Genomic DNA, 26,253 nt, shown 5'->3' with positions numbered 1-26,253 from the left:
CCATTCTTCTATCCGCACTGCGGGTTTGCATACCAAACATTACAACATCAGAAAGCGCGTTGATAAGGCAGGATGCCCTGACGCAGCATTTGACCGGTGCCTAAGCCATAGCTTGGGCTGAGGCCACGCAGTTCAATGTTGAACGAGATTTTATTGTCATATTTACTGCTGTCGTTTTCCCAGCTGGTGATTTTACGTTCATAGCCCAGACGGAGTGCATAACAACAGGAGCTGTACTGTACACCGAGCAGTTGATCGGCAGCCTGGTTTGCTTTGGTATCGTAATACCATGCACCGACCACTGACCATGCATCAGCGATAGGCCAGCTTGCTGTTGCACCAACCTGCGAAATTCCTTTCTGGTACAACGCATTGTTGTACTGGGTCAGCGTTTGCTGAACATACTCCTCGCTGGTATAGCGGTAGTTCAACTGCACCATACGGTCAGCATCACGACGCCATTCCAGCACGGCGTTACCCTGAGAAACGTTATTCAGACGGGTGTCGTATTGCAATCCACCGCGTGCTGACCAGTTGTCACTCACCCTCCAGTAAGTGTCGCCAGCCCACACCAGGCTGCCGCGGTCGTCGTCATCCGTGTTGTTCAACCCGGTACGAGCAGGGGTGAACGAGTAGATTTGACCAATGGAAGCATTAAAACGTTCAACCAGATCGTTATCAAAAATTCGCGAGGTTACACCGGTAGTGACCTGGTTGGCTGAAGCGATGCGATCCAGGCCGCTGTAGGTACGGTCACGGAACAGGCCAGTGTAGTCACTTTGCAGCAGGGTGGAGTCGTAAGCGCGGATATCGCTCTGATCACGATAAGGCGTGTAGAGGTACTGCACGCGCGGTTCCAGCGTCTGCGTGTAACCCGGTGACCAGTTCATATCCCGGTCAAATACCATCTTGCCGTCGACTTTAAACTGCGGCATGACGCGATTCACCGAGTCTTTCAGCTGATTATTGCTACTGGTGCTGAGCGAGTTGTAATAATCAACGTCGTTCTGCTCGTAATGCGTGGCCAGCAGTTTGGCTTCGGTATTGATGCTGCCCCAGCCGTTGGAGAGCGGCAGGTCAATGGTCGGTTCAAGATGCAGACGCGTGGCGTCTGGCAAGCGCTCATTCACGTTAGTGAATTTTACTGCCTGTGCATAGACGTGCGTATCGAACGGTCCGATATCGTTACTGTAATAATTGAAGTCGAACTGCGGTTCGGCGCGATACACATCGTTATTGGCGTTGGTGGAGAAAATCTGGAACTGTTTGGTCGACAGCGTGGCATCCCAGTTTTGTTCCGCATACCCAATGCTGAACTTCTGCGTAACGTAGCCATCAGTGGTTGAACCATACACCGAGTCGAGATCGGTGAAATAGTAAGGATCGCTGACTTTGGTGTAATCGGCGTTGAACCGCCAGTGCTGATCGTAAACGCCAGAATGACGCCAGTAGAACAGCCAGCGATTGGCGTCTTTATCATCCGGATGATCGCTGTTATAGACGCGGTCTGAATTCAGATAGTCGAACTCCACCAGACCTGTACCTGCGCCAGTCAGATAACGGAATTCATTCTGCCACTGCATGCCACGGCGGCTGATATAGTGCGGTGTCAGCGTGGCATCGGCCTGCGGTGCAATGTTCCAGTAGTACGGCAGCATAAACTCGAAGCCGCTGTTACTGCCGTATTTTGCATTCGGGATCAGGAAGCCGGAACGGCGCTTATCGCCCACCGGGAGCTGTAAATAAGGGCTGTAGAATATCGGCACCGAGCCCAGTTTGAAGCGGGCGTTCCAGATTTCAGCCAGCTGTTCATCGCGGTCATGAATAATTTCAGAGCCGACCACGCTCCAGCTATTCTGACCCGGCAGACAGGAGGTAAACGTGCCGTTTTCCAGAATGGTGTAGCGGTTATCATCACGCAGTTTCATCTGGTCAGCATCACCGCGCCCCTGGCGGCCTACCATCTGGTAGTTACCATTCCACACGTTGGTGTCTTTGGTATTCAGGTTTGACCAGGCTTTCGGACCTTTCAGGATGACCTGGTTGTCATCGTAGTGCACATTACCCAGTGCATCGACGGTACGCGTTGGCGTTGTCTGCCCACTGAGCATTTTTTGATGCAACTGAACTTCGTCGGATTGCAGACGGCTATTGCCCTGACGAATATCCACATTACCGGTAAAGACTGCATCATCGGGATAATTGCCTTTGGCACTATCGGCATCAATCGTTACGGGTAATTGGTTGGTTGCCTTTCCCTGTACCAGCGGACGGTCGTAACTGGGCACCCCGAGCATACATTGGGATGCGAGGTCATCAGCCAGCCCTTGATGGCTGTAGAGTGCTGAACCAATCAAGGTGGCCAGCAACGTAGGTAGTCTTTTATTCATACGCGGTATCGAGAATTCCGTAATCACTGGCATCATGCCGACAAACGGTCAGAGACTAACGTACTCAACTGCATTGCGCTAGTCATACCCTGCATCTTTTATGACAGGTATACTTCTGGTTGTCTGGCCGCGTACCAATAGGCTGTGAGAGAAATGACAGGTATGATAATGCAATTTTTAGCCTTCAGCATGGCGAATTGAGGAGTATATGCGCTATTGGGGAAAAGTATTGGGTCTTGTGCTGGGTTTCTTATCGGGTGCGGGCTTCTGGGGTGTGCTTTTTGGCCTTGTGGCCGGGCATCTGATAGATAAAGCACGTTCGCCGGCACGGCAGGGCTATTTTGCGAATCAACAGACGCGTCAGGCGCTGTTTTTCCGCACCACCTTCCAAGTGATGGGGCATCTGACAAAGTCAAAAGGCCGGGTGACGGATGCCGACATTCAGATGGCATCGCTGCTGATGGATCGTATGCAGTTGGACAGTAACGGCCGTATTGCCGCGCAGCAGGCTTTCCGCGAAGGCAAAGAGGGCGATTATCCTCTGCGGGACAAGCTGCGTGAGTTGCGTAGCGCCTGTTTTGGCCGTTTCGATCTGATCCGTATGTTCCTGGAAATTCAGATTCAGGCTGCGTTTGCCGACGGTTCACTGCATCCCAATGAGCGCCAGGTGCTGTATGTGATTGCCGAGGAGCTGGGAATTTCGCGCGCGCAGTTCGATCAGTTCTTACGGATGATGGAGAGCGGTCAGCAGTTTGGCGGTGGTTCGCACTATAGTGGATCGTCTCAGGGCGGATTTACGGGGGCGCAGCGTGGACCCACGCTGGAAGATGCCTGTAGCGTGCTGGGGGTGAAAAGCACTGACGATGGCACCACCATCAAACGCGCTTATCGCAAGCTGATGGGGGAGCATCACCCGGATAAGCTGGTGGCGAAAGGCTTACCGCCAGAGATGATGGAGATGGCGAAGCAGAAAGCGCAGGAGATTCAGGGCGCGTACGATCTCATCAAACGCGAGAAAGGGTTTAAATAGTTATCAGGCTGGCTGGCCGGGCATGCCCGGCCACTACGAAACACACATTGTAGGGGGCGGGCATGCCCGCCCCGTGCAGATGAATGGCAATAAATCAGAAATCCGCCGGTTGCCTGAACGTCATCGGCGTACCGAACTGTGGATGGGTAATGCTCAGGCTCTCGGCATGCAGCTGCAGGCGACGAGCCATCGCTTTTGCCTCGTCGTGCGCATAGAAGTTATCACCGAGGATCGGATGGCCAAGCGCCAGCATATGCACGCGTAGCTGGTGCGAGCGCCCGGTAATCGGTTTTAACTGTACGCGGGAACTGTTATCACTGGCGTAATCCAGCACCTGATATTCCGTTTGTGCAGACTTACCGGTTTCAAAACAAACTTTCTGCTTCGGCCGGTTCGGCCAGTCACAAATTAACGGTAGATCGACCAACCCTTTTTCTGGCTGCGGATGTCCCCAGACGCGCGCCACATAGTTTTTCTGCGGTTCACGTTCGCGGAACTGCCGCTTCAGCTCACGCTCGGCGGCTTTTGTCAGTGCCACCACAATCACACCGCTGGTGGCCATATCCAGGCGATGGACCGATTCCGCAGCTGGATAATCACGCTGTACGCGCGTCATTACGCTGTCTTTGTGCTCTTCCAGACGACCGGGAACGGAAAGGAGTCCACTGGGCTTATTCACCACCATGATGTGGTCATCCTGATAGAGAATATGCAGCCAGGGTTCTTGTGGTGGGTTGTAGGGTTCCATAACTCTCTCGTAAGGGCCGGCGTGCGCCGGCCCTGTCTCGTTACTGATGTGTGACAACGATCAGGCGCAGCGCGTCCAGGCGCCAGCCCGCTTCGTCCAGATTCGCCAGCACCTGCTCACGGTTGTTTTCCAGCGCATCCATTTCATCCTGGCGGATGTTTGGGTTGACGGCGCTTAATGCTTGCAGACGTGACAGTTCGGCACTCAGTTTCTCATTCGCTTCTGCGCGTGCTGCATCGATCAGCTTGCGGGCTTCGACGGCCGCCTCATCTTCCGACAGTTTGATGATCTCATGGACATCCTGCTGTACGGCATTGACCAGCTTGCTGCCGGTGTGGCGGTTGACCGCGTTAAGCTGACGGTTGAAGCTTTCGAATTCCACCTTCGCGGCCAGATTGGTGCCTTTGCGGTCAACCAGCATGCGCACCGGCGTAGGCGGCAGGAAGCGCGTCAGTTGCAGATGCTTCGGCGCCTGAGCTTCCACCACGTAGATCAGCTCCAGCAGCAGGGTACCAACCGGCAGCGCTTTGTTTTTCAGCAGTGAAATCGCGCAGCTGCCGGTATCACCGGAGAGGATCAGATCCAGACCGTTACGGATGATCGGGTGCTCCCAACTGACATACTGGGCATCTTCACGTGACAGCGCCTGATTACGGTCGAAGGTGATAGTACAGCCATCTTCTGGCAGGCCAGGGAAGTCTGGCACCAGCATATGATCGCCTGGGGTCAGGATAATCAGGTTATCGCTGCGATCTTCCTGATTAATGCCCACGATATCGAACAGGTTGAGTGCGAAGTTCACCAGCTCAATATCGTTATCCTGCTCGGAGATCAGGTTCGCCAGCGCCTGAGCTTTTTCGCCGCCGTTGGAGTTCAGTTCCAGCAGGCGATCGCGGCCATGCTCCAGCTGTATTTTCAGGGCATCATGCTGTTTACGGCACTGATGGATAAAGTCATCCAGCCCTTCGGTATTTTCCGGCGCGGCCAGGTACTCAATCAGGGGCGCATAAACGCTGTCGTAAACGGTACGGCCGGTCGGGCAGGTATGCTCAAACGCATCCAGCCCTTCGTGATACCACTGTACCAGCACCGACTGCGCGGTTTTTTCCAGATAAGGGACGTGGATCTGGATATCGTGTGCCTGACCAATACGGTCAAGACGGCCGATACGCTGCTCCAGCAGGTCCGGGTTAAAGGGCAGGTCGAACATCACCATCTGGCTGGCGAACTGGAAGTTACGGCCTTCTGAACCGATTTCCGAACACAGCAGCACCTGAGCGCCATCTTCTTCCGAGGCAAACCATGCCGCTGCGCGGTCACGTTCGATGATCGACAAACCTTCGTGGAACACGGCGGCACGAATACCTTCGCGCTCACGCAGTACCTGCTCCAGTTGCAGGGCGGTGGCTGCCTTGGCGCAAATCACCAGCACTTTTTTGTCGCGGTTGCTGGTCAGGAAGCCCATCAGCCACTCTACACGCGGGTCGAAGTTCCACCAGGTGCCGCTGTCGCCTTCAAATTCCTGATAAATCTGCTCTGGGTAGAGCATATCGCGTGCGCGCTCATCCGCTGATTTACGGGCGCTCATAATGCCGGAGACTTTGATTGCCGTCTGATACTGCGTCGGCAGTGGCAGACGGATCTGATGCAGTTCGCGTTTCGGGAAGCCTTTCACACCGTTACGGGTGTTACGGAACAGCACGCGGCTGGTGCCGTGGCGGTCCATCAACATGCTGATCAGCTCCTGACGAGCTTCCAGCTTGCCTTCACGGTCGCTGTTGGCGGTTTGCAGCAGCGGCTCAATATCCTGTTCACCCATCAGATCATTGAGCAGATTCAGCTCATCGTTACCGATGGTTTTGTCGGCCAGCAGCATCGCGACGGCATCAGCAATCGGACGGAAGTGCTTCTGCTCTTCAACAAACTGTGCGAAGTCGTGGAAACGATTGGGATCCAGCAGACGCAGACGCGCAAAGTGGCTTTCCATCCCCAGCTGTTCCGGGGTAGCGGTCAGCAGCAGGATGCCCGGGATCTGCTCGGCCAGTTGCTCAATCACCTGATACTCACGGCTTGGTGCTTCTTCAGACCAGACGAGGTGATGGGCTTCATCCACAACCATCAGGTCCCACTCGGCATCGGCCAGTTTTTCCAGACGCTGCTTATTGCGGCGGACAAAGTCGAGCGAACAGATAATCATCTGCTCGGTTTCAAACGGGTTGTCGCTGTCGTGCTGGGCTTCGGCGTAACGGTCATCATCAAACAGGGCAAAGCGCAGGTTGAAGCGACGCAGCATCTCAACCAGCCACTGATGCTGCAACGTTTCTGGCACAACAATCAGAATACGTTCGGCGCGGCCCGCCAGCAGTTGCTGGTGGATGATCATCCCGGCTTCGATGGTTTTCCCTAAGCCCACTTCATCGGCCAGCAGCACGCGCGGCGCATGACGGCGGCCGACATCGTGAGCGATATGCAACTGGTGGGGGATCAGGCTGGTACGCATACCGCGCAGGCCGCTGGTGGCCAGGCGGTACTGCTCACTCTGATATTTACGCGCGCGAAAACGCAGCGCGAAACGGTCCATACGATCCAGTTGTCCGGCAAACAGGCGATCCTGTGGTTTACCAAACACCAGTTTGCTGTCGAGCATCACCTCACGCAGGACGACGTTTGCTTCTTCGGTATCAAGCCGGGTTCCGACATAGCTGACAACGGCATTGTCGGTTTTTACCTCGTCAACGACCATTTGCCAACCTTCATGGCTGGTAATGGTGTCGCCAGGATTGAACACCACACGAGTGATGGGAGAATCATTTCTGGCGTAGAGACGGTTTTCGCCCGTGGCAGGAAAGAGCAGGGTGACCATACGTGTATCTACGGCAACCACAGTTCCCAATCCCAGTTCGCTTTCCGTATCGCTTATCCAGCGTTGACCAAGTGTAAAAGGCATAAATATTCGGCTCGATTCTCGTCTAGTTTGTTTCAGGCAATAGCACTGCTGCCCGGTAAAAAAGTACCTGGCGGTGAATTCAGAACGATTGATACTTAGGAGGAGCGCTATGGTACTGGAAGGTCGCCCATTCGTCACCTGTCAAAAAAGCCCCAGCTGTCCTGTTACCAGTGTAGCAAAGTCATCCTGCATAAACGGCAGGATACCCTCGGCCACCGGTTGTAACTGGCGCGTCAGATAGTGATCGTAGTCCAGTGGCGTGATCCTCGCTTCCAGCGGTTCCGGGCCAGAGGTGGCCATCACATAGCGGATTTTCCCGCCTTTCTGGTAGAGCAGTGGCCGGCCAAGCTTCTGGTTTTGTTCATCAGCGATACGTGCGGCACGCACGTGCGGGGGCACATTTCGTTGGTATTCACCCAGCGGGCGACGCAGCCTTTTACTGTAAGTGAGCTGATCGTCCAGTTCCCCCTCCAGCAGCTGGCGCACGGTTTCCCGGATATAGTCCTGATAGGGTTGCCCGGTAAAAATGCGCAGATAGAGCTCCTGTTGAAATTTTTGTGCCAGCGGCGTCCAGTCGGTACGCACCGTTTCTAATCCTTTAAAGACCATACGCGGCTTCTCACCGCTGCGTATCAGCCCCGCATAGCGCTTCTTGCTGCCTTGTTCGGCACCCCGGATGGTTGGCATCAGAAAACGGCTGAAGTGGGTTTCATACTCCAACTCCAGTGCGCTTTCTACGTTGAATTCTGCGCGCAGATGCTGTTGCCACCATTGATTGACGGTGTCCACCAGACGGCGGCCAATCTCCGCTGCGCGCGCTTCGTCGTGAGCCGATTTTAGCCAGACGAAGGTGGAGTCGGTATCGCCGTAAATCACATCAAAACCCTCGGCTTCAATCAGTTCCCGGGTCTGACGCATAATATCGTGACCGCGCATGGTGATGGAGGAGGCAAGACGCGGATCGAAGAAACGACAGGCGCTGGTGCCCAGTACGCCATAAAAGGCATTCATAATGATTTTCAGCGCCTGCGACAGCGGCTTATTGCCCTGCTTTTTGGCTTCTTCCCGTCCCTGCCAGATCTGATTCACAATGGCGGGCAGGCAGTGGTTGGTGCGGGAAAAACGTGCACCGCGATAGCCTGCGACAGAATGGGCCTCATCCGGCTGTGCCATGCCTTCAACCAACCCGACCGGGTCAATTAAAAAGGTGCGGATAATCGACGGATACAGGCTTTTATAATCCAGCACCAGCACTGAGTCATACAGGCCGGGCTGTGAGTCCATCACATAGCCACCAGGGCTGGCCTCTGGCGCGACATCCCCCAGATTTGGGGCCACAAAACCGGCACGATGCATACGCGGCAGGTAGAGGTGACCAAATGCGGCCACCGAACCGCCGTGGCGATCGACGGCCAGGCCATTTACCGATGCGCGTTCCAGCAGGAACGGCATCAGTTCAGTGTGCTGGAAAATACGCGTCACCAGTTCGCAGTCTTTCAGGTTGTAGTGGGCCAGGGCGGGCTTATCTTCCGCAAAGCGTTGATCAATCTCTTCCATACGCTGCCAGGGATTATTGATGGCTTTCCCTTCCCCCAGCAGTTCGCGTGAAACCGCTTCAAGGCTGAAGGATTCAAAGTTCCAGAAGGCAGATTTCAGGGCTTCAATGCCGTCAATAATCAGCCGTCCGCTGGCCTGGGCGAAGAAAACACCCGGCTTAAACCCGTGCTCGCGCCACTCCAGCGCCGGGCTGTAACCCCGCCCCAGATTCAGTGGAATGCCGTAGCGTTCGGCATGTTTTTGCAGCACACGCAGGTCGAACTGCACCACGTTCCAGCCGATCAGCACATCGGGGTCATGACGGGCAAACCAGGCGTTGAGTTTTTCCAGCAGCAGCGGGCGGCTGGCGACATATTCCAGATTAAAATCGAGGTGGCTGGCATCGCCGTTTTCCGGGCCAAGCATGTAGACATCCCGCTGGCCGCACCCTTCCAGGCCTATGCAGTACAGCTCGCCGTGACGCGTTGTTTCGATGTCCAGCGATACCCATTTCAGCGGCGGGCGATAATCCGGGTGTGGTTTCAGACGGGTTTGTGTCAGTCGGTCCCCGGAGGGCTGACCGCTGAACCAGACGGGAGCGGTGATAAACCGCTCCATCAGGAAGCGCTCCGGCGGACGTACATCCGTTTCATACAGCGTGATGCCATTCTCACGCAGCAGTTTATCCAGCTTTTGTAGCTGACGTTGCTGTCGGCAATACAGGCCAACCACCGGACGCTGGCGAAAATCTTTCAACTCAAGCGGGGCAAAACGCCAGTCGCGCTCACCCGCTAACAGCCGCGTGGCTGCTGCCTGCTGTTCAGCTGGAATAAACGCCACGGACTCCTGCGGCGGCAGCACCACCATCTGCGGGCCAGCATCCGTCGCCAGCCAGAGTGTGATTTCACTGCCAGCGGGTGTATCCCGCCAGTGGCGTGTGAGTAGAAAGCCTGCCTGTGCGTCGTTCACACTGTCTCCCGGGGGTGATGAAGTGTTAATATTAGCATGTTTATTTATACAGTGTTCATCTCCTGAATCCAGACCTTTACTCCGTTGCTACGTTCCCATACAAAACAGACCTTGACGCTTTCCTGCCGCCTCTGGACAATCCGGGGTTCTGCTCATTTTTTTGGAATGTTATGGAAGCCTGGCTGCAACATTTAATCACCCAATCTTTGGCCTGGTCACTGCTGGCCGTTGGGCTGGTGACTTTTTTTGAATCGCTGGCGCTGGTCGGGTTGCTGTTACCGGGTACGGTATTGATGGCGTCATTTGGCGCACTGATCGGCAGCGGGCAGATTGGGCTGTATCCTGCCTGGGCCGTTGGCACATTGGGTTGTCTGCTGGGCGACTGGATTTCCTATTTTATTGGCTGGCAGTTCAAAGGGCCGCTGCACCGCTGGTCGTTTATTAAAAAACACCAGAAGCTGATGGATAAAACGGAGCACGCGCTGCATGAGCACAGCATGTTTACCATCATCGTTGGCCGCTTTGTGGGGCCAACACGCCCGCTCATCCCGCTGGTCGCCGGAATGCTTGAACTGCCAGTCCGCAAGTTTATTCCCCCGAATATCATCGGCTGCATTCTGTGGCCGCCGCTTTACTTATTGCCGGGGATCCTCGCCGGGGTGGCGATTGATGTGCCAAAGGATGCCAGCAGCGGACTGTTTAAGTGGCTGCTGTTAGGCGTTGCGATACTGGTATGGCTGGGCTGCTGGCTGGGTTGGCGCTGGCTGCGTTCCAGGAAGCAGAACGACTGGGCCACGCCGTATCTGCCCTTGACGCGTCTGCGCTGGCTGGCGCCGCTGATGATACTGCTGGCAGTTGTGAGCTTTACGGCGATCCAGTTCCATCCAATGATGCCGATTTTCCGTCACTTATTGTGGGATGTGTTCTTCTAAGGCGATGCCCAATATCGCCGCTTCTGGCACTGCACCGCGCTGTAACTGCGCGGTGCTGCCATCCCAGTAAACCCGCCCATCAACAATCAGCAGGCTACGCGGCGCAATGTGCGCGGCGTCTTCAATACTGTGCGACACCATCAGCAGGGTGATATTGCGTTCGGTACAGACGTCATCCACCAGGCCTAACATCTCTTTACGCAGCGCCGGATCCAGCGCTGAGAAGGGTTCGTCCAGCAGCAGGATCGGCTGCTGACGCACCAGACAACGGGCGAGCGCCGCACGCTGGCGCTGACCGCCTGAAAGCTGATGGGGCAGACGCTGTAAGTGGTCCGTCAGACCGACGCGCTGGGCGATATTCTGTAACTCATGTTTCTGCTGGTGGTTAAGCTTCAGGCCAGGGTGCAGCCCCAGCCCGATGTTCTGTGCCACGGTGAGATGCGGGAACAGGTTATTTTCCTGAAACAGCATCGATACCGGGCGTTGTGCTGGCGCGCTGTCGCGATGTTCGCTGCCGTTCAGCTGTAATTCACCACTTTTCACCGGTAAAAATCCGGCGACCAGGCTCAGTAAGGTGCTTTTTCCCGCCCCGCTTGGGCCGAGGATCGCCAGGCGTTCACCCGCCTGCACGCTGAAGGTAAAGCGCATTGGCAGGTGGTGATACAGATAAGTCAGATTAGTCAGGTTTAACATGGCGCCCCGGCAGTTTTTCAATCAGGGTAAACAGCAGGAAACAGAGCAACAGCAGTAACAGGGCGGTGACCGCACCGTCGCTGCTGCGATACGAGCCTATCTGCTGATAAAGGTAAAAGGGCAGTGTGCGAAAGTTTTCATTACCGAACAGCGCCACCACGCCAAAATCACCAATCGACAACACGCAGGCAAAGGCCAGCGCCTGTGCCAGTGGGCGTTTCAGCGCGCGTAGTTCAATCAGCCGCAGGCGGTTCCAGCCACGAATATCCAGCGACAGACACAGCAGGCTATAGCGCCCGGCAATATCGCGCAGCGGGTTTTCCAGCACTTTCATCGCATAGGGAACGGCCATCAGTGCGTTGGTGGCGATCACAATCCCTTCTGCTGACTCGGGCAGCCCGATGGTCTGGTTGAGCAACAGGAAAAAGCCCGTTGCCAGCACAATCCCCGGCATGGCGAGGATCAGCATGCCGCTCATTTCCAGCGTTTGTCCCCACAGCGGGCGCTGACGCAGGCGCAGCTCACGACTGCTCCACAGTAGCATCATCGTCAGAACCACGCTGAGTATCCCCGCGCCCAGCGCAATGCGCACAGAGGTTAACATTGCCTGCCACAGCGCAGACTGATGCAGTACCGTGCTGAACCCCTGATTCAACCCGTCGATCACCACGGCCAGCAGCGGTGGCAGGATCAGCAGTAATACGGCGGCAATCAGCAACAAATCCAGTATGCGAGCACGGCAGCTATCCTGCGGATTGCGCCAGCCGCCCAGGCTGTCGCTGCCCGCTGGGATCGCTTTACTCAGACGCTGGCTGAGCATAACCAGCCCCAGGCAGCACAGCATCTGTAACAGCGCCAGCAGGGCTGCGCGCCCGGGATCGTAATCGAAACTCAATGCCTGGAAGATCGCCAGCTCAATGGTGGTCGCCTGCGGACCGCCGCCCAGCGACAGTACGGTGGCAAAGCTGGCAAAGCACAGCATAAAGATCAGCGCTGCGGCGGGCAGGATCTGGCGCCGCAGCCATGGCCATTCGACAATACGAAAATGTGCCCAGCCACTCAGGCCTAGCTGTGCAGCGATCTGCCGCTGTTCGCCGGGGATCTGCTGCAGTGCCTGCAGCAGCAGGCGGGTGGCCAGTGGCAGGTTGAAAAAGACGTGGGCCAGCAGGATACCTTGCAGGCCGTAAGGCGAGAAGGTGTAGTCAACGCCAAGCAGGGCGCACAGCTGCGCCAGCCAGCCGCTGCGACCATATACGCTGAGAATACCAAATACCGCCACCAGTACCGGTAACACCAGCGTCATGGCACACAGCCGCAGCAGCGTGCTGCGGCCAGGGAAGCGGCGGCGGTAAAGGGCCCGGGCCAGAGGAATGGCGGGCAACACCGAGAGCAGCGCGGACAGCAGTGCCTGCCAGAAGGAGAAGCGCAGCACGTGCCACAGATAGCTATCCTGCCAGAGGCCGCGCCAGTCGGTGGTGGGCGCATTCTGCCAAAGGGCAAAAAACGCCAACGAGGCCACGCTGACCAGCAGCATCGCAGCCAGCACGCCGGGCACTAACCAGCCGGGAATTAGCGGCTGACGGCGCGTTGCCATGCACTAATCCAGTTGCTGCGCTGTGTTGCCACGTCCTGTGGGCTGTATTGCAGTGAGGTCGTGGGGACGGTCAGGGTATTGAAGCCCGCCGGTAGCGTCGTGCTGATTGCCGGGTACATCCAGTTGCCGGTGGCGATGGTGTCCTGGAACGCTGGAGTCATCACAAACTGCATAAACTGCTGCGCCAGCTTCGGTTGCTTGCTGGACTTCAACTGACCGGCGACTTCCACCTGTAAATAGTGCCCTTCGCTGAAGTTGGCGGCGGCGTACTGATCTTTCTTCTCTTCAATCAGATGATAAGCGGGAGAGGTGGTGTAGCTGAGCACCATATCGCTTTCGCCCTTGAGGAACAGGCCATACGCCTCGCTCCAGCCTTTAGTGACGGTCACCGTTTTCTTTGCCAGCTTCTGCCAGGCTTCCGGGCTTTTATCGCCAAACACCTGCTGCATCCACAACAGCAGGCCAAGGCCCGGGGTGCTGGTGCGCGGATCTTCGTAGATCACCTTCAGGGGACGATCGCTCTCGACCAATTCTTTCAGGCTTTTCGGCGGGTTCTGTAGCTTGGTTTTGTCATAGACAAAAGCAAACCAGCCGTAGTCATAAGGGACAAACGTCGTGTTCTTCCAGCCGCCGGGGACGGTACTGTGGGACGTATCGGTGTTTGAGGCGGCGAACAGCCCGGTTTTTTCTGCGGCATCCAGCAGGTTGTTATCCAGGCCCAGCACTACATCCGCTTTGCTGTTTTTGCCTTCCATGCGCAGCCGGTTTAACAGCGAGACGCCATCTTCAAGGGCCACGAATGTCAGTTCACAGTGACACTGTGCTTCAAAGGCTTTCTTGATGGCTGGACCCGGTCCCCATTCGGCAGAGAAGGAGTCGTAGGTGTAAACCGTCAGGGTTTCTTTGGCCGCGAGGGCAGGCAGGGAAAACAGCACCAGCAGAGGTAAATATTTTTTCAACACTTTGCGTTCCTTGAAGGTATGCGCAAAGGATCTGAGTCAGTGACACTCTCAAATCCCTACGCCGGTATGATCCGGGTCAGGTTCGACGGGTTTTATCTCAGCGAAAACGTGCTGCGCAGGCAGTGATCCGGCGTCGGGCAGTGCGCGCCATCCTCACATACTGATGTATGCTGCGGTGGCTGTGCGCTGGCCTTCACCGGCTGAATGCTTGCTCGCAGCGTTTTAAAGTGCTGCGCAGGCAGTGATCCGGCGTCAGCAGATGTCTTCGCACCCCGTTGAGAACGGCTCATTCTAGTGGTTTCGTCTTTGTTACGAAAGCGTCATGATTCGGGGGGAGCGAACCAGGCAGATTTAAAGTCGAACCAGCCCAGCGTGTTCATGCGTACACCGCGCATACTGCGCTGTCCATGCAGCAGGAGCCAGTGGTGGAACAGCGGATGGAGGAAGTTGCTGTCGATCAACTGCTTGCTCCAGTCGGCCAGCGAGAGTTTCTGCTCGCGCCAGAGTCGGGCATCGCTTTCCCAGTCAGTCGGCACACAGTGGTGCATCAGCGGGATCTCATACAGCAGGGCAAACAGAGAGAACTCCAGCGGCAGGGTAAAGTTGGCGCTGCCCAGCCAGATATCGCTTTTAGCCTCGCCGCGATACCAGCTTTCATAATCAATTTCCTGAGTGATCAGCTCAACGCCGTGTGCGGCAAGGATCGGTCCGAGCGCGTTGGCAATGCCCTGGTGTTCAATATGATCGCTGTACCAGGTGATGGTCAGTGAGGTTAGCCCGGCGGGTTTCTCTGCAATGGCCATATCGCGGCGATGATGCCAGCGTGGCAGCAGGCCGTAGGCCGGGAACCAGTAGCGCTGGTAGGCAATACCGCTGTGGTTCAGCAGGGCGATAGGGTTGAAAATGGTGCTGATCCAGCGGCGCAGCTGTTCGTTACATCCGTGCTCAGAACGCTGATCAAACATCAGGAAATAGCAGCCCTCTTCCAGTCGGCTCTCTTCGGATTTTTCATCAGTGTTTTCGCTTTGCAGTTTGACACCGGAGTAGACCAGTTCGTCGCTGATCTCCGGCAGCACCCAGATATTGACCTCATCAATCAATGCGCGATAACCAAAGTAGTCATCAAAGGCGGCAATGCGCAGCTGGCTGTGTTGGTTGCGTTCCACCTCGTAGGCGCCGGTGCCCACCGGCTGACGGGCAAAATTACGCATATGCGGCCACTCTTTCGGCAGGATCATGGCGCTGACACTGCCCAGCAGCCAGGGTAGCCAGTTATCCTGCTGGCTGAGATGAATATCCAGCGTCCAGGGCGTGTGGCATTCAATACGTTCGAGGTGGCTGAAAAGCGGTTGCTCTTGTAAGCGTACGAGCGTGGCAATGACGTCCTCAACCTCCAGTTCACGGCCATGATGGAAGTGGATGGCCGGGCGCAGAAAGAAGCGCCAGTGCAGCGGGGCGATCTGTTGCCAGTGATGGGCAATATCCGGCTCGATTTCCCCGTTTTCCTCATTTATCCGTGCCAGCCCGTTGAAGATTTGCCGCGCAAGATGCGTTTCCGAGCGGCGCAGCGGCGTCCCGGGCAGCAGATTCAGTAACGGACGGTAGTAGAGCACGCGCAGAATATGTTTACCCTGGCGGAAACTGCGGCCTAAATGGGAGAGCAGCATCTGACGTACGCGGTTTTTATCCCCCACCAGTTGCACCAGTTGGTCGATGCGGTCCTGTTCCAGTAAGTCCTCTGCCCGTTGTTGCTGTAACGCCAGCCCGGTATAACGGAAAGTGAGGCGTGAACGCTTGCCGCGTCCTGCCTCAGCCTGCCACTCCAGCCAGCCCTGATCCTGCATGGCATTCAGCAGGTTACGCATATGACGCCGGGAACAGCTAAGCTGTACCGCCAGATCGCTGAGCGTGGTTTCCTGTGGCTGGCCGTCGCAACATTGCCAGAGCCGGATAAATTGCTGCTGTAAACGGGGTGAGGACATAAAAGAGGAACCCTGTGTTAAAAGCTGTCTGTTTTTCCTGCCTTATATTACGGCGATAATGGCAACAGATGAAAGAGCGGGAGGCATTCTTCGGAATGGCGTTCAATCATTCACAGTGGCGTAAGCCCTGATTCTGAGTATGGTGCTTTTCACCAGCCAGCGGTAAGCCGCTGGCTTTTTTCGTCGGTTTTCTTCTAAGCTCTGAGTCTGTTCACTCTTATTTCAGCCAGTCGAGGCATCCGTCATGACATCGCTCCAACGCCGTCGTATTCATCCGGTCTATCTGGCTTTTATGGCGGTTTCTTTCATGGTTGGGATTGCCGGTGCGTTGCAGGCCCCCACTCTTAGCCTGTTTCTGAGCCGTGAAGTGGCGGTGCGCCCCTTCTGGGTTGGGCTGTTTTATACGGTGAATGCGGTGGCGGGGATCGTGGTCAGTCTGCTGCTGGCAAAACGCTCGGACAGTCGTGGTGACCGACGTATGCTGATCCTGTTTTGCTGCGTGATGGCGATAGGTAACGCGTTGTTATTCGCCTTCAATCGTCATTATCTGACGTTAATTACCGCCGGGGTCTTCTTGTCTGCGGTCGCCAGCGTGGCGATGCCGCAAATTTTTGCGTTGGCACGCGAATATGCTGACAGCTCTGCCCGTGAAGCGGTGATGTTTAGTTCAGTGATGCGCGCCCAGTTATCACTGGCGTGGGTAATTGGCCCGCCGCTCTCTTTTGCTATTGCGCTGAACTACGGTTTTACCACCATGTTTCTCGTCGCTGCGCTGCTGTTCGTGGTTTGTGTGGCATTAATCTGGTTTACCCTGCCGTCGGTGCCGCGCGTGCAGGCTGCGACAGCAGATGTGCCTATCACCGACGTCAGCGGCTGGAAGAGCCGCGATGTGCGTATGCTGTTTATCGGATCGGTCCTGATGTGGACCTGTAACACGATGTATATCATTGATATGCCGTTGTATATCAGTAGCGTGCTGGGAATGCCGGATACGCTGGCCGGTCTGTTGATGGGGACGGCGGCAGGGCTGGAGATCCCGGTGATGCTGCTGGCAGGGCACTACGTGAAACGCTTTGGTAAGCGTAATATGATGTTGCTGGCGGTGGCCTGCGGGGCGTTGTTTTATCTTGGTCTGGTGCTGTTCCAGAGTCGCACCGCACTGATGATATTGCAGCTGTTTAATGCGGTGTATATCGGCATTATTGCCGGGATTGGCATGATCTGGTTCCAGGACTTGATGCCGTCGCGGCCTGGTGCGGCCACCACGCTGTTTACCAACAGTATCTCAACCGGGGTGATCCTGGCGGGTGTGGTGCAGGGGGCGCTGGCGGAGACGTTCGGCCATCACTCGGTGTACTGGGTGGCGTTACTGCTGGCGCTGGTGGCGTTTGCGCTGTCGTGGCGGGTCAGAGAACAGCGCGTGGTATAAATACGGGCCGCGCATGCCTGGCTCGTACAGAGGTTCCAGGGGCTGACCTTCTTTTTCGGTCAGCCCGCAATATCAACGCAAAAACGCGTGCTGTTTTTGCTCGTACGCGGTGATATCGGCGTCGTGTTGTAAGGTCAGGCCAATCGCATCAAGCCCGTTAATCAGGCAGTGACGGCGGAAGCTGTCGATCTCAAACGGGTAGGTTTTATCCCCGGCCCGCACTTGCTGATTTTCCAGATCAACCGTGAAGCGAATGCCCGGTTCCGCTGCCACTAACTGGAACATCTCGTCGACTTCCGCTTCGCTCAGCGTCACCAGTAGCAGCTGGTTATTGAATGAGTTGTTAGCAAAGATATCGGCAAAACCGGAACCGACAATGGCCTGAATTCCGTAATCCGTCAGCGCCCAGGGGGCGTGTTCGCGTGAGGAACCACAGCCAAAATTTTCCCGCGTCAGCATGATGCTGGCCCCGCTAAACTCAGGCTTATTCAGCACGAATTCCGGGTTGGAAATTTGCCCTTCGGGGTCGGTATAACGCCAGTCATAAAAAAGGTTGCGGCCGAAACCGGTGCGCGTCACCATCTGCAAAAACTGCTTAGGGATAATCGCATCGGTATCAACGTTAGCCGCATCCAGCGGCACCACGATACCGCTGTGCTGCGTGAATTTTTTCGCCATAACAGTTCCTTAAATCAGCTCGCGGATATCAGCAAAGTGACCAGCGACCGCCGCTGCGGCGGCCATGGCCGGGCTGACCAGATGGGTACGTCCGCCACGGCCCTGACGACCTTCAAAGTTGCGGTTGCTGGTGGAGGCACAGCGTTCTCCGGGGCTGAGGCGATCGTTATTCATCGCCAGGCACATAGAACAGCCCGGTAAACGCCATTCAAAGCCCGCATCGATAAAGATCTTATCCAGACCTTCTTCTTCTGCCTGCGCTTTCACCGGGCCAGAACCCGGCACCACGTAGCCCTGCACACCCTGAGCAATCTTATGCCCTTTCACCACGGCTGCGGCCGCGCGTAAATCTTCAATGCGCGAGTTAGTGCAGGAGCCGATAAACACTTTATCCACCGGCACGTCGGTCAGACGGATACCGGGTTTCAGGTCCATATAGGCCAGCGCTTTTTCTGCCGAGGCACGTTCCACTGGATCGCTGAACGAAGCCGGATCGGGAATCGGGTCACTGACGGCAATCACCTGACCGGGGTTGGTTCCCCAGGTGACCTGCGGCGCTATATCTGCTGCATCCAGCGTGACCACTTTGTCGAAGTGCGCGCCTTCATCAGTTTTCAGCGTACGCCAGTAGTCGACGGCCTGCTGCCAGGCGGCATCTTTAGGGGCAAAACGGCGGCCATTGACGTAGTTAAAGGTGGTGTCATCGGGCGCAATCAGCCCGGCTTTGGCACCCAGTTCAATCGCCATATTGCACAGGGTCATACGCCCTTCCATGCTCAGCGCTTCGACAGCTGCACCGCAGAACTCCACAACGTGACCGTTGCCGCCACCGCTGCCGGTTTTACCGATAATGGCCAGCGCGATATCTTTTGCAGTAATCCCTGGCGCAGTCTGACCGCGTACCTCAACCTTCATGGTTTTCGCCCGTGACTGTTTCAGCGTTTGCGTTGCCAGTACGTGCTCCACTTCGGAGGTGCCGATGCCAAAGGCCAGCGCACCGAGTGCACCGTGGGTTGAGGTGTGGGAATCACCGCAAACAATGGTCATGCCAGGCAGTGATAATCCCTGCTCTGGCCCCATCACATGCACAATGCCCTGGAATTGATGGCTGAGGTCAAACAGCTGGACGCCAAAGGCCTCACAGTTTTTGATCAACATCGACATCTGAATCCGTGCCATCTCGCCGCTGGCATTGATGTCACGCGACTGAGTGGAGACGTTGTGATCCATCGTGGCAAAGGTTTTTGACGGCTGGCGCACCGGGCGACCGTGTGCGCGCAGACCGTCAAAGGCCTGCGCTGACGTCACCTCATGGACAAGGTGACGGTCGATATAGATCAGCGGCGTTTCATTGGGTGCTTCGTGCACGACATGCGCATCAAACAGCTTCTCGTACAGTGTTTTCATATTTTTATGCTTCGCGAATAAACCGGGCAATCACGCTGCCCATTTCATCGGTGCCGATCGCCTTGCCGCTGCCTGCCAGATCGCCGGTGCGGAAACCTTCTTCCAGCGCACGGTTAATGGCCTGCTCAATCGCATCAGCGGCATCGGCCGCATTCAGGCTGTAGCGCAGCAGCAGGGCCAGCGACAGGATCTGCGCCACCGGGTTAGCAATATTTTTACCGGCAATATCCGGGGCGGAGCCACCGGCCGGTTCAAACAGACCAAAGCCTTTTTCGTTCAGGCTGGCTGACGGCAGCATGCCCATCGAGCCGGTGATCATGGCACATTCATCGGACAGGATGTCACCGAACAGGTTAGAACACAGCATCACGTCAAACTGTGACGGCGCCTTGATCAGCTGCATGGTGGCATTGTCGATATACATATGGCTTAACTCGACGTCCGGGTAGTCCTGTGCGACTTCATTCACAATCTGACGCCAGAGAATCGAGGATTGCAGCACATTGGCTTTATCAATCGAGGTGACTTTGTTACGGCGTTTACGCGCGGATTCAAAGGCGATACGCGCAATGCGTTCGATTTCGAAACGGTGATACACCTCGGTGTCGAAAGCGCGTTCATGCATACCGCTGCCTTCGCGGCCTTTCGGCTGGCCGAAGTAAATCCCACCGGTCAGTTCACGGACCACCAGGATATCAAACCCCTGATCGGCAATATCACGGCGCAACGGGCAGAAATCTTCCAGCCCCTGATACAGGCTGGCCGGGCGCAGGTTACTGAACAGCTGGAAATGTTTGCGCAGTGGCAACAGGGCGCCGCGCTCAGGCTGCTCGGTCGGTGGAAGGTGTTCCCATTTTGGGCCACCAACAGAACCGAACAGAATAGCGTCAGCCTGCTCACAGCCTTTGACGGTGCCCTCAGGCAAGGGTACGCCGTGGCGGTCAATGGCGATACCGCCAACGTCATACTCGCTGGTGGAGATACGCAGATCAAAACGCTGGCGAATAGCGTCCAGGACTTTACTGGCCTGTGCCATCACTTCCGGGCCGATGCCATCACCGGGTAACACTGCGATATGGTAAGTGCGGGACATGTTATACGGCTTCCTTTTGGTCTTTGATCTGAGACTTACGCTGTAATTCCTGTTCAACCTGACGTGCGCGCCAGATAGTGTTCAGTGCGTTGACCATCGCTTTAGCCGAGGATTCGACGATATCCGTCGCCAGGCCCACGCCGTGGAATTTGCGGCCGTTGTACTGCACCACGATATCCACCTGACCCAGGGCATCTTTACCGTGACCTTGAGCGGTCAGCTGATAGTTGATCAGCTCGGTATCGAAGCTGGTAATGCGGTTAATCGCCTGATACACCGCATCCACCGGGCCGTTTCCGGTCGCCGCTTCAGTCTTCTGTTCTTCACCGCAGCCCAGTTGCACGGTAGCGGTCGCAATCACGCTGGAGCCGGACTGCACGTTGAAGGTATCCAGCGTGAAGTATTCTGGCTCTTCAGACTGTTTGTTGATAAATGCCAGCGCTTCCAGGTCATAATCGAACACCTGGCCTTTTTTATCGGCCAGCGCCTTAAATGCGTCGTACAGCGTATCCATATTGTATTCGCTGTCGGTGTAGCCCATCTCTTCCATGCGGTGCTTCACGGCAGCACGGCCGGAACGTGAGGTCAGGTTTAACTGCACCTGTTTCAGACCGATGGATTCTGGTGTCAGGATTTCGTAGTTTTCGCGATTTTTCAGCACGCCATCCTGGTGGATACCGGAAGAGTGAGCGAAAGCATTGGAGCCGATAATCGCTTTGTGGGCAGGGATAGGCATGTTGCAGATTTTGCTGACGGTCTGGCAGGTACGGTAGATCTCCTGATGATTAATCCGCGTCTGAACGTTCATCAATTGTCCGCGGGTTTTAATCGCCATAATCACTTCTTCCAGCGCACAGTTACCTGCGCGCTCACCCAGGCCATTCATCGCCCCTTCAATCTGACGGGCGCCCGCGTTAACGGCGGCCAGCGCATTACCTACCGCCATCCCCAGGTCGTCGTGGGTATGAACAGACAGAATGGCTTTATCAATATTCGGCACACGATCGCGTAATGCGCTAAAGATGTTGGCATATTCGTACGGCAGCGTGTAACCCACGGTATCAGGGATGTTGATGGTGGTGGCACCGGCATTAATTGCTGCTTCCACTACGCGGCACAGGTCATCAATGGGGGTGCGTCCGCCATCCTCGCACGAGAACTCCACGTCGTCCGTATAGTTACGTGCGCGTTTCACCATTTTGACTGCACGCTCAATCACTTCTGGCAGCGTGCTGCGCAGCTTGGTGGCGATATGCATCGGCGAGGTGGCGAGGAAGGTGTGAATACGGTAGGCATCTGCAACACGCAGCGCTTCATAGGCCGCGTCGATATCTTTTTCTACACAGCGTGCCAGGCCACAGACCCTGCTATTTTTAATCTGGCGGGCGATGGTCTGGACGGATTCAAAATCACCAGGAGACGACACCGGGAAACCGACCTCCATCACGTCAACGCCCATACGTTCGAGTGCCAGGGCAATTTGCAGTTTTTCTTTCACACTCAGGCTGGCCTGTAATGCCTGTTCGCCATCGCGCAGAGTGGTATCGAAAATAATGACTTGGTCGCTCATGGAATAGTTCCTTGTCTGGTTTACGTCGCCTGCTGCTGCGAGCATAAAAAAACCCGCGCATCGGCGCGGGTTTCTTAGGTTTTACAGGCCTGAATCAGTGATTGATTCCGCCCACCAGTCTACCGCGCAAAGAGGATGCGTTTAGTAGTAGACCGAGTAGGCGATGAGTGCGGATCATTGATTCAAACCTCATTAAATTCTGGCAGTGACTTTATTGATACCTGATAAAGACCGGGGCTGTCAACCTTCAATAACAATCCTCAAAGCGTGGGAATTATTTGGCGCGCCGGGCATTAAAGGCCACAAAGTTTTAATAACAAAACGATCACAATGCATATTTCTTCGTCGCAGAATAATCCGCTTTTAGAACGGGAAATCGTCAGTGTAATTGTCGATGGCAGGGGCAGGCGGGCAGAGCCTTAATTATCACTTTCCGCACATGTCGTAAGGTTTGCCGTTTGCCTGCCAACTTTTCTACGGTTATGGTATTTGCCATAACCTCAAAAAACTGGGGCTTCGCCCTGTACCTGGATTTTGGAAATGACTTCCACTATCTGAGCATAAAAAAAACAGGTTTTGACCTTATCTGCCGTCCGGTGACGTTATGCTGTCCGTGCAAGATAAATCAGCACCTTAAGCCTGGAGGCAAAAATGGAGATGTTGTCAGGAGCCGAGATGGTGGTCCGATCGTTAATCGATCAGGGCGTAAAACATGTATTCGGCTATCCCGGCGGAGCGGTCCTCGATATCTATGACGCTCTGCAAACCGTTGGTGGCGTGGATCATATCCTTGTCCGTCACGAGCAGGGTGCTGTGCATATGGCCGACGGCTACGCACGTGCAACCGGTGATGTGGGTGTGGTGCTGGTGACCTCAGGACCGGGTGCAACCAATGCGATTACCGGTATTGCTACCGCTTATATGGACTCCATCCCGATGGTCGTGCTATCCGGCCAGGTCATGTCTTCCCTGATCGGCTACGACGCCTTCCAGGAGTGCGACATGGTGGGTATTTCCCGCCCGGTGGTCAAACACAGCTTTATGGTGAAACGGGTAGAAGATATCCCGACCATTATGAAGAAAGCATTCTGGCTGGCGGCCAGCGGTCGTCCCGGACCGGTGGTGGTTGACCTGCCTAAAGATATGATGAGCCCGGCGAATAAGCTGCCGTATGTCTGGCCTGATGAAGTCAGCATGCGTTCGTACAACCCGACGACTCAGGGCCACAAAGGCCAGATTAAACGCGCGCTGCAAACTCTGCTGGCCGCGAAAAAGCCGGTAATCTATGCCGGTGGTGGCGTGATTAATGCCGTTTGTCATGACGAACTGCGCCAGCTGGCTGAAACGCTGAATATCCCGGTGACCACTTCACTGATGGGCCTGGGTGCATTCCCTGGCACGCACCGCCAGTGTGTGGGCATGCTCGGTATGCATGGCACCTATGAAGCCAATATGACGATGCACAACGCCGATGTGATCTTCGCAGTCGGTGTCCGTTTTGATGACCGTACCACCAACAATCTGGCGAAATATTGCCCGAATGCCACGGTGCTGCATATCGATATCGATCCGACGTCGATATCGAAAACGGTTGCAGCGGATGTGCCGATCGTGGGTGATGCCAAACTGGTTCTACAACAGATGCTGGAACTGCTGGCACAGAGCGATGTGCAGCAGAATTACGACAGCGTACGCGACTGGTGGCAGAGCATCGATCAATGGCGTTCACGTCAGTGCCTCGAGTTTGACCGTACCAGCGATAAGATCAAGCCGCAGGCGGTGATCGAAACCATCTATCGCCTGACAAATGGCGATGCTTACGTCACTTCCGACGTGGGTCAGCACCAGATGTTTGCTGCGCTCTATTATCAGTTTGATAAACCACGCCGCTGGATCAACTCCGGTGGCCTGGGAACGATGGGCTTTGGCCTGCCGGCTGCACTGGGCGTGAAGCTGGCTCTGCCGCAGGAAACCGTCGTGTGTGTCACTGGCGATGGCAGTATTCAGATGAATATCCAGGAGCTGTCTACCGCGTTGCAGTACGGCATTCCGGTACTGGTGCTGAACCTGAACAACCGTGTCCTGGGCATGGTGAAGCAGTGGCAGGACATGATTTATTCCGGTCGCCATTCGCAGTCGTATATGGAATCGCTCCCTGATTTTGTCCGCCTGGCAGAGGCTTATGGTCACGTAGGTATCTCCATCAGCCATCCTGATGAACTGGAATCGAAGCTGGCAGAAGCGCTGGAACATCTGGGCCGCGAGCGCCTGGTGTTTGTTGATGTTAACGTTGACGGCACGGAACACGTTTACCCGATGCATATTCGCGGTGGCGGTATGGACGAAATGTGGTTGAGCAAAACGGAGAGGACGTAACTATGCGTCGTGTATTATCGGTTCTGCTGGAAAACGAATCCGGCGCATTGTCCCGCGTGGTAGGCCTGTTCTCCCAGCGCGGCTACAACATTGAAAGCCTGACCGTGGCACCCACGGACGATCCGACGCTGTCGCGTATGACGATTCAGACCGTGGGTGACCAAAAGGTTCTGGAGCAGATCGAGAAGCAGCTGCACAAGCTGGTTGATGTGCTGCGTGTCAGCGAACTCGGACAGGGCGCTTTCGTCGAGCGTGAGATCATGCTGGTGAAGATCCAGGCCAGCGGCTATGGGCGTGAAGAGGTCAAACGCTGTGCTGAAATTTTCCGTGGTCAGATTGTGGATGTAACGCCATCGCTTTACACGGTTCAGCTTGCGGGCACCAGTGACAAGCTGGATGCCTTCCTCAGCGCCGTACGTGAAGTCGCGGAAATCGTTGAAGTTGCGCGTTCAGGTATTGTTGGTGTGGCGCGCGGCGAACGCATTATGCGTTGATAGCTTCCCACCCGAATCCCGAATGTTTGTTAACCCGGCGTAATGCCGGGTTTTTTTATTTTGTCACAAAGCCCCTGTCGCAGATGAAAAGCGGTTGCTCGCTAAACTATTCTGCGGTTAGATGTTACAAATACTAATCCATAGCGAATTGTGGGGTTATTGTGAAACTGGATGAAATTGCGCGCCTCGCGGGTGTTTCGCGTACGACGGCCAGCTACGTAATTAATGGCAAGGCCAAGCAGTATCGTGTCAGCGATAAAACCGTCGAGAAGGTTATGGCGGTGGTGCGTGAGCATAATTACCATCCGAATGCAGTGGCTGCGGGGTTACGCGCCGGACGCACGCGTTCGATAGGACTGGTTATTCCTGACCTGGAAAATACCAGCTACACAAGGATTGCGAACTATCTGGAGCGCCAGGCCCGCCAGCGAGGCTACCAGTTACTGATCGCCTGTTCGGAAGATCAGCCTGATAACGAAATGCGCTGTGTGGAACACCTGCTGCAACGCCAGGTGGATGCCATTATTGTCTCTACATCCTTGCCGCCGGAGCACCCGTTCTATCAGCGCTGGATTAACGATCCACTGCCTATCATTGCTCTGGACCGTGCGCTGGATCGTGAGCACTTTACCAGCGTGGTGGGTGCCGATCAGGATGATGCCGAAGCATTGGGTGCTGAATTGCGTAAGTTGCCCGCAAAATCAGTGCTTTTCCTGGGGGCGTTACCGGAACTGTCCGTCAGCTTCCTTCGTGAGTTGGGCTTTCGGGATGCATGGAAAGGGGACGAACGGCCGATCGACTACATTTATGCCAACAGTTTTGAGCGCAGTGCCGCAGCAACATTATTTGAAAAATATCTGGAAACCCATGACATGCCTGAGGCGCTGTTTACCACATCTTTCGGCCTGTTGCAGGGCGTAATGGATGTGACGTTGCGTCGGGAAGGGCGGCTGCCGCAGGATTTGGCCATCGCCACATTTGGCGACCATGAGTTACTGGACTTCCTCGATTGCCCGGTGCTGGCCGTGGGGCAGCGACACCGCGATGTTGCGGAGCGTGTCCTTGAGTTGGTGCTTGCCAGCCTTGATGAGCCCCGTAAACCTAAACCGGGTCTGACACGAATCCGTCGTAATCTTTATCGACGGGGTCGTTTAAACCGTAAAACAAACTGAAAACTCAGGGCAGCGAAAGCTGCCTTTTTCTTATCTGTCCAACAGGGTGGGCACAATTTAGCCATGATGGTGGAGAGAGGTCGGGTAAATAAAAGTAAAAAGATAGGCTGAATGTCAGCATCTGATTATAAAGCCTGACGTTTATAAATACTCTGTAACTTGCCAGTCACAGTACCCTGCGCTGTCACTGGGGTTGTGCTGGGAAAATTTTAAGAAATAACTTAAAATGCCGCCCACGTCGCAAAGCGGGC

18 protein-coding genes and 1 riboswitch are annotated in these 26,253 nt (G+C 55.5%); of the genes, 6 read left to right on the top strand and 12 right to left on the bottom strand.

The genetic code is table 11. The annotated features are described in order from the left end of the window. Positions 1-47: 47 nt before the first annotated feature. Positions 48-2,426: an LPS assembly protein LptD gene (gene lptD / locus HHI26_RS13425; RefSeq protein ID WP_171149234.1), complete on the bottom strand. Its 2,379-nt coding sequence runs from the start codon at positions 2,424-2,426 to the stop codon at positions 48-50. Between the two features lie 172 nt (positions 2,427-2,598). On the opposite strand from lptD, the gene djlA reads away from it, so the two are divergent. Next, positions 2,599-3,420 (top strand): co-chaperone DjlA, encoded by an 822-nt coding sequence (gene djlA / locus HHI26_RS13420; RefSeq protein ID WP_133842327.1) that lies wholly within the window; start codon positions 2,599-2,601, stop codon positions 3,418-3,420. Between the two features lie 94 nt (positions 3,421-3,514). Here the strand turns inward: djlA and rluA are convergent, their stop codons facing one another. From rluA to polB, 3 genes are all read right to left on the bottom strand, one after another. Then, positions 3,515-4,168, bottom strand: a complete 654-nt coding sequence (gene rluA / locus HHI26_RS13415) for a bifunctional tRNA pseudouridine(32) synthase/23S rRNA pseudouridine(746) synthase RluA (protein ID WP_171149233.1) — start codon at positions 4,166-4,168, stop codon at positions 3,515-3,517. A gap of 40 nt (positions 4,169-4,208) precedes the next feature. Next, positions 4,209-7,115, bottom strand: a complete 2,907-nt coding sequence (gene rapA / locus HHI26_RS13410; protein ID WP_133842325.1) for an RNA polymerase-associated protein RapA — start codon at positions 7,113-7,115, stop codon at positions 4,209-4,211. 141 nt (positions 7,116-7,256) lie between these two features. Further along, positions 7,257-9,620, bottom strand: a complete 2,364-nt coding sequence (gene polB / locus HHI26_RS13405; RefSeq protein ID WP_171149232.1) for a DNA polymerase II — start codon at positions 9,618-9,620, stop codon at positions 7,257-7,259. 170 nt (positions 9,621-9,790) lie between these two features. Here polB and HHI26_RS13400 point away from each other — a divergent pair, with 170 nt between their 5' ends. Next, entirely contained in the window at positions 9,791-10,552 is a 762-nt protein-coding gene (locus HHI26_RS13400) for a DedA family protein (protein WP_171149231.1), read from the top strand. On the opposite strand, the gene thiQ is transcribed toward HHI26_RS13400, so the two are convergent. The 4 genes from thiQ to sgrR all read right to left on the bottom strand — a co-directional run bounded on the left by thiQ (position 10,529) and on the right by sgrR (position 15,783). After that, positions 10,529-11,245 (bottom strand): thiamine ABC transporter ATP-binding protein ThiQ, encoded by a 717-nt coding sequence (gene thiQ, locus HHI26_RS13395; protein WP_133842322.1) that lies wholly within the window; start codon positions 11,243-11,245, stop codon positions 10,529-10,531. The two genes, HHI26_RS13400 and thiQ, sit on opposite strands and share 24 nt — an antisense overlap. Further along, positions 11,229-12,839, bottom strand: a complete 1,611-nt coding sequence (thiP, locus tag HHI26_RS13390; protein ID WP_133842321.1) for a thiamine/thiamine pyrophosphate ABC transporter permease ThiP — start codon at positions 12,837-12,839, stop codon at positions 11,229-11,231. Before thiP ends, thiQ begins: the two co-directional genes overlap by 17 nt. Then, positions 12,815-13,801, bottom strand: a complete 987-nt coding sequence (thiB, locus tag HHI26_RS13385) for a thiamine ABC transporter substrate binding subunit (protein WP_133842320.1) — start codon at positions 13,799-13,801, stop codon at positions 12,815-12,817. Before thiB ends, thiP begins: the two co-directional genes overlap by 25 nt. A gap of 35 nt (positions 13,802-13,836) precedes the next feature. Further along, a riboswitch (TPP riboswitch) is annotated at positions 13,837-14,086 on the bottom strand. Between the two features lie 35 nt (positions 14,087-14,121). After that, complete coding sequence (gene sgrR / locus HHI26_RS13380; RefSeq protein WP_159336884.1) at positions 14,122-15,783, bottom strand: HTH-type transcriptional regulator SgrR; 1,662 nt, start codon at positions 15,781-15,783, stop codon at positions 14,122-14,124. Positions 15,784-16,027: 244 nt separating this feature from the next. Here sgrR and HHI26_RS13375 point away from each other — a divergent pair, with 244 nt between their 5' ends. Then, positions 16,028-17,212 carry an MFS transporter gene (locus tag HHI26_RS13375; RefSeq protein WP_133842318.1) on the top strand — a complete coding sequence of 395 codons (1,185 nt, stop codon included), beginning with the start codon at positions 16,028-16,030 and terminating at the stop codon, positions 17,210-17,212. Positions 17,213-17,284: 72 nt separating this feature from the next. Here HHI26_RS13375 and leuD read toward each other — a convergent pair whose 3' ends face one another. From leuD to leuA, 4 genes are read right to left on the bottom strand one after another with little or no spacing between them, the layout of a single operon-like run. Continuing rightward, complete coding sequence (leuD, locus tag HHI26_RS13370; RefSeq protein ID WP_133842317.1) at positions 17,285-17,890, bottom strand: 3-isopropylmalate dehydratase small subunit; 606 nt, start codon at positions 17,888-17,890, stop codon at positions 17,285-17,287. A 9-nt stretch (positions 17,891-17,899) separates the two neighbouring features. Beyond that, positions 17,900-19,297 carry a 3-isopropylmalate dehydratase large subunit gene (leuC, locus tag HHI26_RS13365; protein WP_133842316.1) on the bottom strand — a complete coding sequence of 466 codons (1,398 nt, stop codon included), beginning with the start codon at positions 19,295-19,297 and terminating at the stop codon, positions 17,900-17,902. 4 nt (positions 19,298-19,301) lie between these two features. Then, entirely contained in the window at positions 19,302-20,390 is a 1,089-nt protein-coding gene (gene leuB, locus HHI26_RS13360; RefSeq protein ID WP_133842315.1) for a 3-isopropylmalate dehydrogenase, read from the bottom strand. Position 20,391: 1 nt separating this feature from the next. Continuing rightward, positions 20,392-21,960 (bottom strand): 2-isopropylmalate synthase, encoded by a 1,569-nt coding sequence (gene leuA, locus HHI26_RS13355; RefSeq protein WP_133842314.1) that lies wholly within the window; start codon positions 21,958-21,960, stop codon positions 20,392-20,394. Between the two features lie 651 nt (positions 21,961-22,611). On the opposite strand from leuA, the gene ilvI reads away from it, so the two are divergent. From ilvI to cra, 3 genes are all read left to right on the top strand, one after another. Beyond that, positions 22,612-24,336, top strand: a complete 1,725-nt coding sequence (ilvI, locus tag HHI26_RS13345) for an acetolactate synthase 3 large subunit (RefSeq protein ID WP_133842313.1) — start codon at positions 22,612-22,614, stop codon at positions 24,334-24,336. Positions 24,337-24,338: 2 nt separating this feature from the next. Further along, positions 24,339-24,830 (top strand): acetolactate synthase small subunit, encoded by a 492-nt coding sequence (gene ilvN, locus HHI26_RS13340; RefSeq protein WP_133842312.1) that lies wholly within the window; start codon positions 24,339-24,341, stop codon positions 24,828-24,830. 161 nt (positions 24,831-24,991) lie between these two features. After that, on the top strand, positions 24,992-26,002 hold the full coding sequence (gene cra, locus HHI26_RS13335; RefSeq protein ID WP_133842311.1) for a catabolite repressor/activator: 1,011 nt from the start codon (positions 24,992-24,994) through the stop codon (positions 26,000-26,002). Positions 26,003-26,253: the final 251 nt, after the last annotated feature.

This window comes from Erwinia sp. JH02 (assembly GCF_013074405.1).
Classification (GTDB): domain Bacteria; phylum Pseudomonadota; class Gammaproteobacteria; order Enterobacterales; family Enterobacteriaceae; genus Erwinia; species Erwinia rhapontici.
Note: the sequence above shows the minus strand (reverse complement) of the source record. Positions and strands in the feature narration are given on the sequence as shown.